Genomic DNA, 17,703 nt, shown 5'->3' with positions numbered 1-17,703 from the left:
GTCTTGAAACCCCTTTTCTACCATATTGTTAAAAATATAACAATGAGGGCACAATAAGGCCCGAAAACATACCTTTTATACTTTTCCGGCTCATTTACTCCCATACATTGTTGATTCAATTTTATCATATATCTGCTCATAGAAAAATAACACAGGTTATAAATCTGGTTATTTTGACAAAATTATGATATACTAAATCCGATCTTTTATTACTATCGCAGGGAACGGAGAAAACATGAACGAATCACTCTTAAAAATCATCACAGACAGCGGAACGCGCATCACAATGCCCAAGGACATTGTTCTTAATAAAAAGTATGACAAGTATATATCAAACTATGTCTATTTGCTGGAAGAAGGAATCTGTGCACTCAACAGCATCACGAAGCAGGGGGAAGAAAAAGTATATTTATACTTCCGTCCCAACCGCCTCATCGGCTTTAACCAGTTTGTAGTCAGTGCGGAAAAACTCAACGCCAGTACACCGGAGTTTTCGGTTGTCACAAAAACCACATGCACCCTTTGCCAGATCCCCTATTCCGCCTTTCAGGAGCTGATCGTAAAGAACCCGGAGTTTAACGCATTTTTTATAGAGACGCTGGCGGACAACTATAACGATGCTTTGATACATTTTCACTTAATGCAGGAGGAATCGGTTGTGGTCCGGCTGTGTCATCTGCTGTTTGAAGTATCACAGCTCAGGGGGGGGAAGCGGGTCGTTCCCCGTTTTTTTACATACGCGGAAATGGCCAAATACCTGGGCTGCCACTCCGTAACCGTGTCACGGATTATGGCAAAACTGAAGCAGAAGGGGTATGTGACGAAGACGCCGTCTGGAATTGCGATTGAGCAGGAGGACGCGCTGCAGGAATTGATTAATTCGGAATCCCGCTTTCAGTATTGAAAGCGGGATTCCGAATATAAAAAATGGTGTCCTCCGTAGTCTGCTCTCACGGATGGCACCATTTTTTTGTTCTTTCTTTTATAAAACCTTACTCAAAAATCCCTTAAGCCTGTCATTTTTCGGATGTTCGAAGAATTCCTTCGGCTCGTTCTCCTCCAGGAAGTATCCGCCATCCATGAACATAACGCGGGTCGCAACTTCTCTGGCGAAGCCCATCTCATGGGTAACCACCACCATGGTCATCTTCTCTTCGGCCAGATCTCTCATAACATTCAGTACTTCACCGACCATCTCAGGATCCAGAGCTGACGTCGGTTCATCAAACAGCATCACGTCCGGGTTCATACAGAGCGCGCGGACAATGGCAATTCTCTGCTTCTGTCCGCCCGAAAGCTGATTCGGATACGCAGATGCCCTGTCGGCTAAGCCTACCTTTTCAAGCAGGGTCATGGCCTGGGCCTGAGCCTCTTCTTCGCTTCGTCCCTGGAGTTTTACAGGGGCCAGCGTTAAATTCTTTAAGATTGTCATGTGGGGGAACAGATTAAACTGCTGGAACACCATCCCCATCTTCTGGCGGTGGCGGTCGATATCTGTCTTCTTATCCGTAATATCAGTTCCCTCGAACAGAATATGGCCAGAGGTCGGCTCCTCCAGTCTGTTTAAACAGCGGAGAAACGTGCTCTTACCGGAACCGGAGGGTCCGATCACACAGACAACATCACCCTTATAGATGTCGACTGTAATATCCTTTAAGACCTCTATACTCCCGAATTTCTTGCCTAAGTTCTGTACCTGAATCAGAGGCTCTTCCATACCTCCCGCCGAACGTACGCGAGTGGTGCTTTCCATATTTTCTCTAGTGCTCACTTCTGCTCAGCCTCCTCTCCAGTAATTTTACAAGGTAGGAAAATATCATGACCATAACAAGATAAATAAGAGCCACAGCGATGAGCGGCATGAACGCGGAATACGTCCGGCTCTTGATGATATCGCCGCCCTTGGTTAAATCCTGCAGGCCGATGTAACCGGCTACGGAAGTTTCTTTTAAGAGCACTATAAACTCATTGGCCAGCGTCGGAACCACATTCTTGAAGGCCTGCGGCATGATGATATACCACATGGTCTGTGCGTAGTTGAAGCCCAGGCTCCGCCCGGCTTCAAACTGGCCTCTCTCGATGGAGCTGATACCGCTTCGGAAAATTTCAGCCACGTAGGCTCCCGAGTTGATACCGAAGGCCAGGATTGCCGTAGTTACCATACCCGGATTAATCGCAACAAAGATAACAAAATACACGATCATCAGCTGAACAACCACCGGTGTTCCGCGGATTACGGTCAGATACACGGTACAGACTGCATTTAAAATCTTCAGCTTATGGGTATTCTCATAAGTAGACCGGATAATAGCAACCAGAAAGCCCAGAACGATTCCGATGAGAACCGCAAAAAATGTAATTTTCAGGGTATTCTGGAGACCGTCCGTAATGTATTTCCAACGGTTGTCTTCGATAAAGTTAAAATAAAAGTCAGCGACTAATTTTTCCCACATGGCACTCTTCCTTTATATTATTCTGCGGTAATATACTTATCCACGATCTTCTGTAACTCGCCGGATTCCTTCAATTCTTTGATAGCGGCATTCATCTTGTCAAGCAGCTCCGTGTTGCCCTTCTTTATGGCAATTGCATACTCTTCCTCGGTAAACGCTTCATCCAGGATCTTTAAGCCTTCATTCTCCTTAACGAATACTTTTGCAGGCTCACGGTCGATGATCACTGCGTCCAGCTTATCCTGGGTTAATGCCATAACGGCTTCCATACCCTTGTTAAATCTCTGAACCTCAGCATTCTCCACATCATCCGCATAAATATCACCGGTTGTTCCGGTCTGTACGCCGATCTTCTTGCCTGTCAAATCAGCCGGCGCGGCGATCGCACTGCCTTCCTTCACGATAATCACCTGTGCCGCCTCTGCATATGTTTCTGTAAAATCTACATTTCTTAAACGTTCTTCATTTACGGTCATACCTGCTGCCGCGAAATCAGCTTTACCGGACTGGATAGCCGGAATCAGGGAATCGAAAGCCATATCCTGAATCTCCAGTTCCATACCCATCTGATCGGCAATCGCTCTTGCAATATCAGCGTCGATACCGACGATGGTATTATTCTCATGGTACTCATATGGCGGGAACTCGGCGTTCGTTACCATAACGATCTTGCCGCCGGCACCTTCTGTTTCCTCTGCTGCGCTTGTATCAGCTGCGGTGTCTGCTGCTGTATCTGTGGATCCTGCTGCTGTATCTGCTGCTGTTGTTGTCTCTGCTGCTGCAGCTGTTGTCTCTGCAGTGGAATTTGAGCTTCCGCATGCGGTCAGTGCTGCGGCCATGCATACGGCTGCTGCCAGTACTAATACGTTCTTTTTCATAATGAATCCTCCTCATATATGCACTTTTTCTGCATAATTATAGAAATAAGTATCAGTTATACATTATATAGCATTTTTGAAATTATTCAAGTGTTATTTTATCTGGTTTAGCACTGATTTATCCTCTCTGAAGTTAAAAATCACAATAATAGAATAAGCTGTTCAAAGACGATGTTTCGGACAGCCCCTAACATGACATGTACTTAATGATCCAGCCATTCACCCGCCACCGGCCGCTTTTCCGCCGCTTCTTTCCTGCTTGTCCCGGCGTTTATTTTCATACATTCTGTCGTCTGCAAGTCTCATAAGTTCTTCCATATCCCTGCATTCTCCGCTGTATGCAATACCGTAACTCACCCAGAGTTCAAACGGATATTCCGAAGAATTGGAAAGCTCTTTTAATGCCCACTGGGCATTTTTAATGCCGGCTCTGACCCGTTCGATTCCATCTTCCGCCGTCATCAGTAAAAATTCATCACCGCCGTACCGGCTGACAATATCATCCGCTCCCGCCGCTTCCTCCAGGGCATGCGCAACCGCCGCAAGATACCGGTCTCCTGCATCGTGTCCCAGATTATCATTCACCGGCTTTAAATTATTCAAATCAGCAAAGCATATATAAAAAGGAATTCCGTTTTCATAATGGTACAGCATGGCCTTTCTGGCCACTTCACGACTTTGACAGCCTGTCAGGACATCATGGAACGCTAACTGCTCCAATTTCTGTTCCAGAATTTTATGTGAAATCAGCTCTTTTCTGACCGAATAACTCTGCCTTTCAAAATGCTGAAGCTCCGTCAGGGTATGTATATGGCTAATTCCAATATAGTATCCAATTAACACGCAGATACCCGACTTCATTCCCCAAAGCTTTATGATCGGTTCATTGCTCGGAGTAAAATAAATCAGTAAGTTTAAGTCCAGATAGATAAACAGAGAAAGTACAAGGCATAAAGAGAAGATAAGGTTCACCGGTTTGTCCGGATTCTCCTCTTTTTCCGCCCAGTCATGAAACTTATGCTGAAGCCCCCAAAAGCCCAATCCGGCCAGAACAAAACCGGCTGCAATGGGGTACGGCTTCAAACTGGCTATACTGCTGCTGATTCTGGAATCAAAGGCCGCCAGAGACTGATTTACAAGCAGGGCAGTTCCCGACCTTGTAATAAAATTGAATGCCAGACCAATCATAGCCCCCTGGATTCCGCAGAAAAGGCTCATAGTCCACGGCACCCGGTACAGCAGCGCAATTTCCAGAACCAGAAATACTGCAAAAATCGTCCAGTTGATAATCAGATAAAACCGCAGCTGGGAGATCAGCATAAATACTTCGTAGTTGATAATAAAAGTCACAACACTGCGCTTCCATTTTGGAAGCTTCTTTCCGGTCAGATAATCGATGTAGGCAAACATATGGTGATTGTATATGTAATAGCATACAGCCACAAACATGGTATAATAACCCTTCCAGGACAGTACAAGACTCATTTATACATTCCCCCTTTTAAACTGCATTTTGTTAACATACATCCGCCGGTCGCTTTCCCGAAGCAGTTCTTCTAAATCAAAAGGCTCTTTGTGAGGAGCAGACACTACCCCATAACTGAAAGACGGTCTGTAGCCTTCCCTGCCGGCGGTTCCAAGCAGTTCATTTACCTTCTTAAGCATGGATTCCAACCCTTCTTTTTCCGCGCTGTTAGAAACAATCATAAATTCATCACCGCCGATCCGGGAAAGAATATCACTTTTATTTAAGCTTTCATTCAGGCTGTCAGCGATCAATTTCAAGTATCTGTCCCCCTCCTGATGGCCAAGAGTATCATTTACCTTTTTCAGTCCGTTCACATCGATATAGGCGACCGTTACCTCCAGCCCGTCCTTTTGCATGGATTCCAGCATTTCCATTGCATATCTTCTGGTAAATGCTCCGGTCAGGCCATCTATATAGGCCAGCTTCTGTAAAATCATCTGACGCTTCACATGCTCGGCCCGTTCCTCCTCCAGCCGATAATATTCTGCTTCATAATGGGCCTTTTCAATAATTCTATGGGTATGGGCCAGAAAAAGAATAAACTGGATCATCAGGAGAATGCAGCTTCCAATTAAAAAGACGGACAACAGCGAGTAAGGCAGTACAAAGACACAGGAAGTGCTGTCAAATATCAGATATCCAAGTGCATACCATTCAAAAAAAATCAGTTGGTTAAACCGCTTTTCATCACTGGTTAAAAGTGTGATCCAGTCTGCAAAAATCTTTTTTTTCCACAGCTTATTCATTAAATGAATCATAATCAATGTAATACACAAAGTAATTACACAGTATGTATTGCTGAGATAGACGTCTCTTAACATGGACCCGGTCACCAATGATACGGCCGCCATGCTGATCAGGTTAACAGCAATGAAGCAAACGCTGAAAAAATTCATCCAGAAAAAAAGATTCAGCCTGCTTCTCTTTCCAATTGACCAGAATGTCATTCCGTAGCCGCAGAATATCAAGAGATATACGATAAATAATGGCAAATGAATGTACCAGCCTGAAAACAAAATTCCCGCTTTTACAAAGGCTCTTATCATATATTCCACTTTTGTTCCCGTCTCACCTTCCCCGATCCCCGGCAGCTGATCGATCCTGAGTTCATTCATATAAAGAAGAAAAATGATTACGATCCAAAGCAGCGCCTCTCCGTACTTCATCTGACACTTATCCCCCTTTTGCTTATTATACAGCTATTTAATAATTTTCTTTTATTGTACCAAATAATATTCATTCTGTCTCACAGTAAAAAAAATTCTTTCCGGCTGAAACATGGTGTTGTTCACAGTTAAATTCTGAGAAGGTTTGTCTGTGAATGCAGAAAAGAGGGCAAAACACCCGAAATGATCTTCCGGCTGTCCTGCCCTCTCTGCTTAATTACCTGAAACAGGTATTTTTCACCCTTTTCACCGTTCCTCTGCCGCTATCTCGATTCTCTGGTCCGGCTTCAATACCGTATGAACCCTTACCGCCCGTTTCCCCAGAAATTCCACTTCCTCAAACTCCGCGTTTATCCCACGATCCGTAAACTCCGGTAATCCTTCCGTTACCAGGGTTAACACCAGGTTCACCTCATAATCCACACGGCTGGTCACTGACGCAGTCACCCTGTCCTCTGATTTCTGATACGTAAAATCGAACTCGCCGCTCCCTGTCCTTGCATGCTTCCATTCGAAACCGCTTCCCGGAGAAAATGGTTTGAAATTCAGCGTCTTTGACGGTGCGTCGTAGCGGACTCCGAGAATCTGTGTCATAAACAGACTGGCAAATACTCCGGCTGCCCAGCCGCATTTTCCGCAGCAGTTCAGCCTGACAACGTCGCCGGTCTTCGTATCGCATCGGTACGGCCACCACCACCAGGAACCATCCAGATCACAGAGACGTTTTAGCTCCGTCATAAATCCCCGCTCCCCATTCATGGTCTCCTCGTCCACAACGCCTGAGAATGCAGTCGTGTATCCCGGGAAGGTCGCACCAGACTCATGGCCCCATTTGATGCCGCGGCACTCTGTGCCGTAGGTCGGATTCTCTTCACTGGAGGAAAATCTGGCATAATTTCTCACCACCGGATCGTCATACGTCTTATAGCCGTAAAACGGAATCAGCGTCGTGTCAGACTCTTCTCCGTCGTGCATCATCAGGTTTATTGTGTCCCCATTTATAATATCAGGATAAAACGTGAGAGCCTGGTCCACATACTTTTTTTCATACTCTGATATCGGATAATTTTTCTGAGTATCCCGGGTCAGGCCGCCGATTCCCTCCAGATACTGAGGACCGAATCTGCCCTCTGTCACCATATAGGTCTCAATGGCTTCTTTAATATTACGGGAAATCATCCCATACTTTTTCTGTTTCTCCTGATCTCCGAACACCTCTCCCATGAAACGGGCCATGCCGTCAAAAGCTTTCCACGCACAGATATTGGAGCCGGTATGGTATTTTCCCAAAGCGAGCGCATCTGAAATCCACACCGTCGGAAACAGCCACACATCTCCCTCTTTTAAAGCAAGCACCTCCTCCAGTATCTCTTCGAAAGCGTCCGCCACCTCCCGGTGGGTCAGGAAAAACTCTCTGTCTGCCGTCGCCTCATAATACAGAACTCCCATGAGAACAGCGGTCAGGGAATTACTCAGCGAGTGGGCCACTCCCCCCTGGTACTTTGATCCCTCCGGACGGATTCCATGCTCTAAAAACCACAGACAGGCCTGACGGAAAAAGTCAGGATTCAGCATGCTGAGAGGAAGGCAGGAATAGTACATGTCTTTCATCCAGATCTGCCTCGTAGCCGGAAATGTGCCCCAGTTGGAACCGCAGATTTCACCGTCCCTGTCCATACCGACAGCCGAGATCCCCTGATATACGGCACGCTCAAAGATAGCTGCTGTCAGAGGATCCGCATCCATTGTAAGATTTCCCAGCATTCCACGGAAGTAGGCCAGGGTCTCATTGAGCCAGTGAAGCGTCCCCGCCGCTTCGATCACTTTTACCGCATCAGTCTCGCCAGGCGCATAGATAACCATAGGGAACCACTGGCCGCAGCCCTTTTTCAAATGAAATGGAACGCATTTTGCTTTCTTCCCGCATTCCACCATCGTTTCACATTCCACCATCTTCCCGCTGGCATCGGGAATCGTAAAATAATCGCTGTCCGGGGAAAATTCGGGCGGTATCACGGTCCCGCTCACGTCGCCCTCCGTCGTGTTTTCCAGATACAGACCGTATATCAGAGCCCGCGGACGAGTTTTTCCGTCTGCGGAAACAGGCGCATATGCCAGCACCGTGGCGGTGAGACTGGGGTGGGTAAATACTGCTCTCGGGAACAGATTTTCTGCCAGATCCGACTGGCACGGCAGGGAACCACTGCAGAGAGAGACCGCTTCTCCCTCTATGGTCATTCCAAAGCAGAACGGGCCTGCCTGGCCGAAGTCTTTGGAGACCCATACTCCCGGGATATCATCACAGGTATAACAGCCCCGGTAAAAGGTCACAGTCTTCAGCGTTCCAAACTCGTCTGTATTTGCCAGAACCTTGTTATTGGATATGTCATAGGAAAAAGTCTCGTCCGGCAGCTTCTTCGCATAATAGCTTTCCCGGTTGCCGCATTCATACTTCCCATCCTTCACAGCGACAGAAAAAAAAGGATTGACGGGTGCATGAACCATATCTTTGATCGTTGTCATCATCTTTATCTCCTCCAAAATAGTGATCGCGCTTATTTTCTCAGCCCTTGACGCCCGACATGGTGATACCCTCGATCAGATACCGCTGTCCGACGATAAATACCAGAATAACAGGAATCAGCACGAGGCAGGCTGCCGCCATCATTAAGTGCCACTCCGAGCGGTAGGAGCCGGTAAAGAGCTGAAGCCCCAGGGCTACCGTATACTTTGCCTCATCGTTTAAATAGACCAGAGGCCCTAAAAAATCGTTCCATGTGTTCATAAAGGTAAAGAGTCCTACCACAGCCAGGGATGGCTTTGTGATCGGCAGTATAATTCTTGTAAATATCTGAAAATGGTTTGCACCATCCAAATACGCCGCCTCATCGAAATCTTTTGGAATCGTCATATAGAACTGACGCAGCAGAAAGATGTAGAATGCACCGCCGCCAAACCAGGCCGGGGCAATGAGCGGTACAAAGCTGTTGGTAAATCCGATGGCTCTCCACATCAGAAAGGTGGGAATCAGAGTCACAGCGAACGGCAGCATCATGCTCCCCATGATGCATGCAAATACCACATTTCTGCCTTTCCACTTAATTCTGGCCAGTCCGTAGGCGCAGACCGAGCTTGTAAGCATGGATCCGGCCACAACCAGAGCTGCAATGAAAAGAGAGTTTCTATAATAGGTAAAAAACGGCAGAACCTCAAATACTTTTCTGTAGTTCGACCACATCATCTTATCCGGAACCCATTTCACCGGCACCATAAAAATTTCTACGGGAGTCATGAGAGAGCTTCTCACCATCCAGACCAGAGGGACGATGCAGAAGAGGCTGCCAGCCACCAGCACGGCATATGTAATCACCTTTCCGACTGTTTTCTTCATTTTTGCACTCAACATCATTCACCTCCGTAGTAGACCCATCTGTTCTGAAACTTGAACAGAATTGCGGTCAGTATCATAATGATCACGAAAAGAATCCAGGCGATGGCGCAGGAATTGCCCATTCGCATAAACTGGAAGGACTCCCGGTATAAGTAGTACACATAAAAGAGGCTGGCATTATTGGGACCGCCCTGCGTCATAACGTAAGACTGTGTAAAAATCTGAAATCCATTGATAAAGCCCATCACCACGTTGTAAAAAATAGTAGGGGTCATGATGGGAACAATAACGTGGAACATCTTCGCCAGAACGCCGCCGCCGTCGATTTCCACGGCTTCTATCAGCTGCCTCGGCACGTCCTGCATACCGGCTAGAAAAATCACCATGGTGGAGCCCGTTGTCCATAAATTGACAAACACCAGTGTAGGCAGAACTGTAGATTCTGAGGACAGCCACTTATTCGGCGGCATCCCCACCGCCTTTAGCAGGCTGTTGGCAAGGCCCACATCCGGATTAAATATCCACATCCAGATCGCGCCCATGGCTACAATGGGAATGATGGACGGCAGATAAAAAAGTGTTCTGAAAAGTCCCTTTCCCTTCACGCTTTTATTTAAAAGAGATGCAATCAAAAAGGCAAATACGATCGATGTCGGAACGGAAAGGACTACGTAGATGACTGTCACGGTCAGTGATTTGTAAAAGTAGGGATCCTGTCCGGCAAACAGCCGCACGTAATTATCCAGCCCGACAAAATGGCTCTCCTTTACAATGCTGTAGTTGGAAAAACTCATGATAAAGCTGATTATCATCGGAATTGCGGCAAAAAAAAGAAAGCCCAGGATACAGGGAAGGCAGAAGAGAAAGCCAGCCACGTTTTCACGTTTTTCCCTGTGGGTCATCTTGATTTTTCCTTTCATTATGATACCTCCTGTCTCCGGCCGGACTGCTCCGCCGGTATGGCGGGCCGCCCGATTCCAAACGGCGGCCCGCATGCCCGGATTGCCGCAGCCTCTGTATTCTGCGCGGCAATCCTTTACTATACTGAGATTTCATCAGGAACGGTTTCCGGAGTACGTACCGTCAACCAGCGGATCTACGCTCGTCTTGATCTCAGTCATCGCCTCCTCGGCTGTCTTATCTCCCGCCCATACCTGCTACAGGGCCGCCTTCACCATCGTATCAATCTCATTGAAATTCTTTACGTCGATTTCTGTCGCAATTACCTGATGATCGTAGGTGGACTGGACAACGGCATCCTTAAATCCTTCCGGACGCGCCGGGAACTCCTCAGAAGCCCAGAAATCAAGTTTTTCGTCGTTGGTATAATATTCCTTGTGGACAGGAAGCCAGATGCTTCTGAACATTTCCGTAATCTCCGCAGAACTTTCCGGATTGGTGATCCATTGATAGAGCTTCAGCGTTTCCTCCAGATGCTCCGTCGCCTTGAAGATGATCAGAGAACCGCCGTCAAAAAACGTGGTGTAATTCTTGTCAATCGGGAGCACACCTACACCCCAGTTGATGCCTGCCTCCGCCAGATCCAGATGGTTCCAGCTGCCGTCAATGTACATGGCCGCCTGCCTGGAGGCCAGCGCGGTTGCGGCTGCGGGCATACTGTTGGACTGGATTGCAGTCGGAGCCACGTGATATACATTGATCAGGTCTGCAAAGTTCTGGATTACCTCCGCTGCCTTCGGATCATTTAAGCCGAATTCTGTCATGTCTTCATTCAAATAAGCGCCGCCGTTGGAGTAGATAAACGGCATATACACATTCCAGTTCGGTGCGAACATTACGCCGTACTGAGTGATGTTATTGGCGTCGAATGCCGGATCTTTGGCATTACGTCCGGCGGAATCCAGCGTCAGCTCCTGGGCTTTCTCCACAAATTCCTGCCACGACCACGCGTCCTCCACCTTCGTTGGCGGTGTATCAATACCGGCGTCTTTGAACAGATCCTCATTGTACATCAGAGACAGGGTGACATTTGCCATAATGGGGCCGGCAGACTCTGTCGGCGACCAGTTCCACCAACAGGTTTCCAGATAATCATCCACAGAAACCTCCGGGTCGTCCTTGATCAGATCGTAAAAGTTATAGATCAGTCCATCCTCGCCAAACTGGCATTTCCATGATGCAGAGTAACTGATATCCGGCGTCTCCCCCGCCGCAATCATCGCGTTTAGTTTGGTAAGGAAATCGTCACTCGGAATGTGCATGGCCTTCACCTTAATATCCGGATTGGCTTCCTCAAACGTCTTTACCGACGCTTCAATCGCCGTTTTCTCCGCGCCGCTTCCCCAGTAGGTAAAGGTGATCTCCACAGGTTCTCCTCCGGTTTCGCTCTGGGCTGTCTCTGTCTTTCCCTCCGCAGTGCCTGCCCCTGCAGTTGTGGTATTCCCGCCGTTTCCGCCGCATCCTGTGAGTAACATGGTACCTGCCGTCAATAGTGCTGCCAGCTGCATCAAATGATTATGCTTCATAAATAATAACCTCCCATTTTTAATTTCTGATTCCTGTCTGTTATCGGCCGTTTGATTGGAAAAGCTTTTCGATACCTATATTTTAAAGGCTGGAGCCGGTGACTTCCATATGGTTTTTATTGGAAAACAGCACTTTCATTGTTTATGGTCAATGCTGAACTTTCCAATTACAAAAAAAGGCCTCAGAAAACTCAGGCCGTCTCTCTTCCGGCTTTTGTTCCGGGAGAAAGCTTCCGAGTATTTCTGCGGTCCTTTTTATAATCTTACAGCAGATGTATGATCCAAATCCTGTTTATTTAATGCGGGAGACTGCCTCCCTGTTTCGGAATCGTGACGACCACCGCAGTTCCTTCCCCCAGCTGCGAATGGAGAGACACACCGTAGGCATCCCCATACAGGATCTTAATGCGCCGGTCCGTATTGGCCACTCCGATGGAAGTACCGGTAAACCGGAGTACTTCTTTTACCCTCTGCTGTGTCATACCCACTCCATTGTCTTCCACGGTAAAATAGATATTCTCTTCATCAGTTTCCGCGCTGATTTCCAGGATACCTTTTTCTTCAGAATTCTTAAACCCGTGAACAATGGCATTTTCAACCAGAGGCTGAAGAAACAGTTTTGGGACCTCCTTGCCCAGCAATTCCTCCGGAATATCGAAATTCACCTCAAACTGGTTCTCATACCGGATCTGCATGATTTCAATATAGCGTTTCAGCCAGTCAATATCATCTCTTAAATACACCAGCTGCTTTCTGCTCTGACTGGTATACTGGAGCATCCGGGACAGATCCACGATCATCCGGCTGGCCTTGGGGGTATCTCCCGCCAGGCACGTCCAGTTGATGATATTCAGGGTGTTATACAGAAAATGTGGATTCAGCTGAATCGTCAGGATCATGATCTCAAAATCCTTCTGCTGCAGCTTCACTTCGTAGTTCTCGTGAATCAGAGCCTTGATGTTGCGGCTCATCTCATTGAGCTTTTCGTAAAAGAAGGAGAACTCATCTCTGTCGTCATAGGTGATCATGCTTCCGAACTGCCCCGTCCCCACCTGATCGATCATATGGATCGTACCGTAAATCTTCCGGTTAATATAGCGGGAAATCATATAGGAGGAGACCGCAGACAAAAACAGGAGAATCACCATGATAGCGATGATATAGCTCCGTAAATTTCGTTCCACATCTTTAATCAGCAGGTGGACCGGAACCCGGGCAACCACCAGCCAGTCCGTTATCTCGCTCTGGGCGTACGTTACCATATACTTTTCCCGCCCGTCCATTTCCGTTGTGTACCCGGAATTCGTCCCCTTCTTAAGCGTTCCCAGCCAGTCCGCCTGATAGCGGTGGCTGGCGTCATATGCGGGATCAGAACTGCATATCACGTTTCCCTCTCGGTCGATCACCAGATAATCCGCGTCATTTACGATGTCCTTTGCCCCGTAACGCCGGATTAAGGACATCAGAAATTCTTCCGTATAATTGATCACCAGGATGGGCTTCTCCACAGTCTCACTGAGCCGCTCCACCCGTCCGCTGGACACATCACAGAAATTCATCTGGCAGACAGCGGTAAAGAGTGAACCGTATTCCACCTGGGTATCCATCAGATTACTGATTCCGAACATTTCGGTATAGCTGTAGGTCGGAATCCAGCAGACCGAACCTTTCGCCTCCCTTGCTTCCTTCTCGAGTCTGGAATTCATAAAAGCGCCCCTGGGATAAAAGTTCTTATCCTCCTCTCCGAACCGGAAATAGGATGTGACCAGATGAACGGAATAGATGTTGCTGCCCCAGGGCTTATACGCATTTAAAATGGCAGTAATCCGGGAATTGGCGTTCATGAGGGAGACTTCATCCGTGCTGTCCAGATTTTTAAAGATCTCGTAAAGACGGGAGTCGATATTTAATTTCTGAGCAAATTCGTCGATATAGTCAAATTCCTTGTCCACAATCACACTGCTCTTTTCCACGCTCTGCAGGAAATATCCCTGTGCCTGCTCCGTAATGGATTTGACGGAATTGCGGTAAATCAGAATACCAAAAATAACAAGCGGCACGATCGTGAGAATGAAAAACAGGAGAAGCAGCTGAGTTCTCAGCTTCCAATATATCTTTCTCTTATACTTCTGCTTCCACTTTTTCATAGGACATCACTCCGTTCTGCCGCTCATTTTCCTGTATTCCTCAGGTGTCATCTCATAGTATCGCTTAAATGCACGGACAAAATAATTGGCATCCCGGTAACCGGTAAGAACCGCGATATCCCGAACCCTGGATTCTGTCGTAAGCAGCAGTTCTCTGGCCTTTTCCATCCGTATCCTGATCAAATATTCGGAAAACGTGCTCTTATACGTATTTTTAAACAGCGTACTGAAATAGGACGGGTTAAAATGGTATTTCTCTGCAACGCTTTCCAGATTAATCTCATCCATATAATGATTTTCCAGATACTCCCCACAGTCGGTCATAATATCCCGCCCGTTTCCCTCTTTCTGGCAGTTCAGTTCCTTTCCCAAGTCCAGAAAGAAGGCGTAGAGGCTTCGTTTCAGCAGCGTCAGAGTCTCTGCCTTCTGCAGACTGCTGATCTGTAAATTAGCCTCTTTTTTAAAGTTTCCTGAGATGAGAACCTCGAAATTTCTCATGATCTGAAACAGCGCAAATATCACTCTCTGCTTTAACAGCACCGGAGGCGAAAAGAGGGTTTTGACCCCTTCATCGATCTCGGCAGCCAGAAGTTCATAGGCACTCCGAAGTTCCCCCCTCTTCAGTCCTTCCACAACGGGAAGAACATGGTAAGTGACTGCATCGGAATTTTTACCGATCCGTTTTCCGATGGTTTCCTCTGAGAGCAGTGTCCCCGGTTCATAGAATTCGTACTGGCTGTAACGGACTGCCTCCTCATAGGATACGGACGCCTCCTCATAGAGATTGTCCACCATGCCGCCGGGAGAACAGATCATTTTACCAGAGGGCAGAACCGATCTCATATGGCCCTCAATGACAGCCCACCGAGCCGCACTCATGGGTTCTCCTGACAGCAGGCAGACCGCCATCATATCCGGCTGATGCTCGAGAAAGAAGGGGTAGGAGGAACAGGGGTCCAGGGATTTTTTCATCTGATATTTCAGATCGTTTCTCTGCTCCTCACTCAGTTCTCTTCCTCCGCCCGCCACATGGCAGCAGAAAATATAGCCCGGCCGTTCCAGCTGAAACATGTCTTTCAGCCTCTCTTTCCCGGCAAAATCCGGCTTTTGTACAAACAGGTTCATCAGGTGATCCATATAGACCGGCATCGTCTCTGTCAAACGGTTCTCAATGCTTTCCTGTCTGTTCCTGCTTTTCTGACGCTCTGAAATTCTTTCTGTGACCTTATTTAAAACCGTCCGGATCTCATCGCTGTCCACCGGCTTCATGATGTAATCGGCCGCCTGATATTTTAATGCCTCTCTGGCATAGTCAAACTGTCCATAACCGCTTAAAATAATCACCTCGACGTCCGGATTCTGTGCCTTCGCTGCCTTTAACAGTTCTAAACCGTTCATATTGGTCATTCGGATGTCGGTTATGATGACATCGCAGTCCACCAGTTCAATTACTTCCAGAGCAGTCACGCCGTCATCCGCCTCCAACAGCATGTCCTCCGGCCTCATGGCAGCCAGAAGGTTCATAAGACCTTTTCTGTGGTCCGCTTCGTCGTCTACAATCAATAATTTATACATGGCTTACATTCCTTTAAATGTCAGTGGCAGCGGAAGATTCTCTCTGTACAATTTCGATTTCCACTCCATTGGGATCTCTTACCAGCATACCGGTCCAGTTCAACGTCTCCACCCAGACCGGCTCCATCAGTACTTTCACCCCATACGCAGTACATCGGTCAAACAGTCTGCCGATCTCATCCGTTGTCAGAGCCATATGACGATAGATGCCCTTGTCATCCGACGGTTCCGGATGCGCCGGACTGTCGTTATAGTACTCAATCAGTTCCAGACGCGTACAGCCATTTAAGTTAAAATACGTAAGTCTGTGGTCCCCCATATCCACATCATACAATTTTTCCAGTCCGAGCACCTCCTCATAGAATTGAAAGCTTGCCTCTCTGTCCGCCATGTTTACGGTTATGTGATCCAGGCCTGTAATCATGATTATCTCTCCTCCTTTTATAAATGCTTTTCTAAAAGTCATCTATAGTTTACCACGAGTTTCTTTCGACTGTCAAACCATGAAAAATGCTGACTGAATCCTGATAATCTGACAGGAGCTGATTACAGCTGTAAGTTCCCCATTGACTTATCCCCCCACTGGAATTAAACTTTAGAAAGACACAAACCCGACTGTATAAATATTAATCTGAGGTAATCAACATGAAAGAATTCATTATAAAAACAGCATGGATGATGGTTCCGCCACAGCCATATTCTGCTTTTCATATCTGTATTACAGCTGCAGGCTTTCTCATTGCCGTGCTGTCAGCTTATGTTCTTTCCAGGAAAATGGAGAGGAAGTTTTTTATACGGCTGCTGTTTTTCTGCGGCGTTATTCTGACCGCAAGCGAGATTTATAAACAGCTGTTCCTGTATTACGTGGTAAATCAGGAAAAATACGACTGGTGGTATTTCCCGTTTCAGCTGTGCAGTCTTCCCATGTATTTCTGCCTGCTCCTGCCTCTCGTAAAAAACAGGAAGCTGCAGCTGATCATTCTGACCTTTATGCAGGATTTTAATCTTCTGGGAGGTATTATGGCTCTGGCGGAGCCCTCCGGCCTCCTTCATCCCTACTGGTTTTTGACGATGCATGGACTACTGTGGCATATCCTGCTGATCTTTATCGGGCTTTATATCGGATTTTCCCATGAATCTGATTCCAGTTTTACCGGTTACATCAGGACACTGCCGCTGTTTCTGCTCTGCTGCGGGATCGCCACGCTGATTAATATAACGGCCAGGCCGCTGGGACAGGCGGATATGTTCTACATCTCCCCCTACTATCCCAACAATCAGGCTGTATTTTACACCATTTCACAAAAGATTGGCGTGCTGCCCGGAAATATCATTTATCTGCTCTCGATCTGTATCGGCGGCCTTTTATTTCATATGATTTTTGCACGGCTTTTCAGGCATACAGAATAATTGACATTTTCGCCTGTAAGTGTTATCATAGTTGCTTATTACAGGAGGGATCATGATGTCAGATAAAATAGAAGAAAAAGTACAGGAAGCACTTAACAGGCACAACCGCGGATACAACTGTTCCCAGTCCGTTGCCTGCACATTTTGTGAAGAACTCGGAATCGACGAGGCAACCATGTTCCGGATGACAGAGGGTATGGGACTCGGCATGGGAAGTATGGATGGAACCTGCGGAGCCATCGGTGCCGCCGCCGTTTTGTCAGGTATGAAAAACAGCACGGTGCATCTGGATCATCCGGATTCCAAAGCGGTCTCCTATAAGGCGGCCAGACAGTGCTTAAATGAGTTCAAAGAGCAGAACGGCAGTGTAATCTGCCGTGATCTGAAGGGCGTCGATACGGGAAACGTTCTGCGCGCCTGCAATGACTGTATCGCCGACGCGGTGCGGATTATTGAGAAGGAGCTTTACGGGGAAGGTGAGGAATAAACCGGCAGTCCCCTTCATATCCGGCTCCGCTGTATTATGATATAACAGAAAAGAGATCGAGTAGGAGGGAGTGATTAACTCCCGTCCTCTCACACCACCGTGCATACCGTTCGGTACACGGCGGTTTCAACGGTTGACGTGCACGGACTGATAGGCTGTGGCTAAATCATAATAGCCTCTGT

General features: G+C 47.3%; 15 protein-coding genes. 3 read left to right on the top strand and 12 right to left on the bottom strand.

Annotation, left to right across the window (positions count from 1 at the left end):
* Window positions 1–235: 235 nt before the first annotated feature.
* Window positions 236–904 carry a Crp/Fnr family transcriptional regulator gene (locus tag NE473_RS24465; RefSeq protein WP_022030723.1) on the top strand — a complete coding sequence of 223 codons (669 nt, stop codon included), beginning with the start codon at window positions 236–238 and terminating at the stop codon, window positions 902–904.
* A 78-nt stretch (window positions 905–982) separates the two neighbouring features.
* Here NE473_RS24465 and NE473_RS24460 read toward each other — a convergent pair whose 3' ends face one another.
* From NE473_RS24460 to NE473_RS24405, 12 genes are all read right to left on the bottom strand, one after another.
* Window positions 983–1,717, bottom strand: coding sequence for an amino acid ABC transporter ATP-binding protein (locus NE473_RS24460; protein WP_055649569.1), 735 nt, complete (start codon window positions 1,715–1,717; stop codon window positions 983–985).
* A gap of 43 nt (window positions 1,718–1,760) precedes the next feature.
* Entirely contained in the window at window positions 1,761–2,453 is a 693-nt protein-coding gene (locus NE473_RS24455) for an amino acid ABC transporter permease (protein WP_006776637.1), read from the bottom strand.
* A 17-nt stretch (window positions 2,454–2,470) separates the two neighbouring features.
* Entirely contained in the window at window positions 2,471–3,331 is an 861-nt protein-coding gene (locus tag NE473_RS24450; protein WP_055649551.1) for a basic amino acid ABC transporter substrate-binding protein, read from the bottom strand.
* 219 nt (window positions 3,332–3,550) lie between these two features.
* Entirely contained in the window at window positions 3,551–4,816 is a 1,266-nt protein-coding gene (locus NE473_RS24445) for a GGDEF domain-containing protein (RefSeq protein ID WP_055649552.1), read from the bottom strand.
* On the bottom strand, window positions 4,817–6,025 hold the full coding sequence (locus tag NE473_RS24440; protein WP_055649553.1) for a GGDEF domain-containing protein: 1,209 nt from the start codon (window positions 6,023–6,025) through the stop codon (window positions 4,817–4,819).
* Window positions 6,026–6,271: 246 nt separating this feature from the next.
* A complete protein-coding gene (locus tag NE473_RS24435) occupies window positions 6,272–8,551 on the bottom strand; it encodes a hypothetical protein (protein WP_055649554.1) in 2,280 nt (759 codons plus the stop codon).
* A 37-nt stretch (window positions 8,552–8,588) separates the two neighbouring features.
* On the bottom strand, window positions 8,589–9,416 hold the full coding sequence (locus NE473_RS24430; protein ID WP_039893116.1) for a carbohydrate ABC transporter permease: 828 nt from the start codon (window positions 9,414–9,416) through the stop codon (window positions 8,589–8,591).
* A 14-nt stretch (window positions 9,417–9,430) separates the two neighbouring features.
* Window positions 9,431–10,336 (bottom strand): carbohydrate ABC transporter permease, encoded by a 906-nt coding sequence (locus NE473_RS24425; protein WP_039893111.1) that lies wholly within the window; start codon window positions 10,334–10,336, stop codon window positions 9,431–9,433.
* A 237-nt stretch (window positions 10,337–10,573) separates the two neighbouring features.
* Window positions 10,574–11,902: an ABC transporter substrate-binding protein gene (locus NE473_RS24420; RefSeq protein WP_256265402.1), complete on the bottom strand. Its 1,329-nt coding sequence runs from the start codon at window positions 11,900–11,902 to the stop codon at window positions 10,574–10,576.
* Between the two features lie 296 nt (window positions 11,903–12,198).
* Window positions 12,199–14,049 carry a cache domain-containing sensor histidine kinase gene (locus tag NE473_RS24415; RefSeq protein WP_055649556.1) on the bottom strand — a complete coding sequence of 617 codons (1,851 nt, stop codon included), beginning with the start codon at window positions 14,047–14,049 and terminating at the stop codon, window positions 12,199–12,201.
* 6 nt (window positions 14,050–14,055) lie between these two features.
* The gene (locus NE473_RS24410) at window positions 14,056–15,624 is read right to left on the bottom strand and encodes a response regulator transcription factor (RefSeq protein WP_055649557.1); all 1,569 of its coding nucleotides are present in this window, start codon (window positions 15,622–15,624) and stop codon (window positions 14,056–14,058) included.
* 13 nt (window positions 15,625–15,637) lie between these two features.
* Window positions 15,638–16,048: a VOC family protein gene (locus tag NE473_RS24405; RefSeq protein ID WP_242866087.1), complete on the bottom strand. Its 411-nt coding sequence runs from the start codon at window positions 16,046–16,048 to the stop codon at window positions 15,638–15,640.
* A 221-nt stretch (window positions 16,049–16,269) separates the two neighbouring features.
* Here NE473_RS24405 and NE473_RS24400 point away from each other — a divergent pair, with 221 nt between their 5' ends.
* Entirely contained in the window at window positions 16,270–17,034 is a 765-nt protein-coding gene (locus tag NE473_RS24400; RefSeq protein WP_055649559.1) for a TMEM164 family acyltransferase, read from the top strand.
* Between the two features lie 52 nt (window positions 17,035–17,086).
* Window positions 17,087–17,521 (top strand): C-GCAxxG-C-C family protein, encoded by a 435-nt coding sequence (locus NE473_RS24395; RefSeq protein WP_055649560.1) that lies wholly within the window; start codon window positions 17,087–17,089, stop codon window positions 17,519–17,521.
* The last annotated feature ends 182 nt before the right edge of the window (window positions 17,522–17,703 follow it).

Origin of the sequence: Hungatella sp. SL.1.14, assembly GCF_024460495.1 — a bacterium.
Taxonomy (GTDB): Bacteria; Bacillota; Clostridia; order Lachnospirales; family Lachnospiraceae; genus Hungatella; species Hungatella hathewayi.
This window is presented reverse-complemented; position numbering and strand designations above follow the sequence as displayed.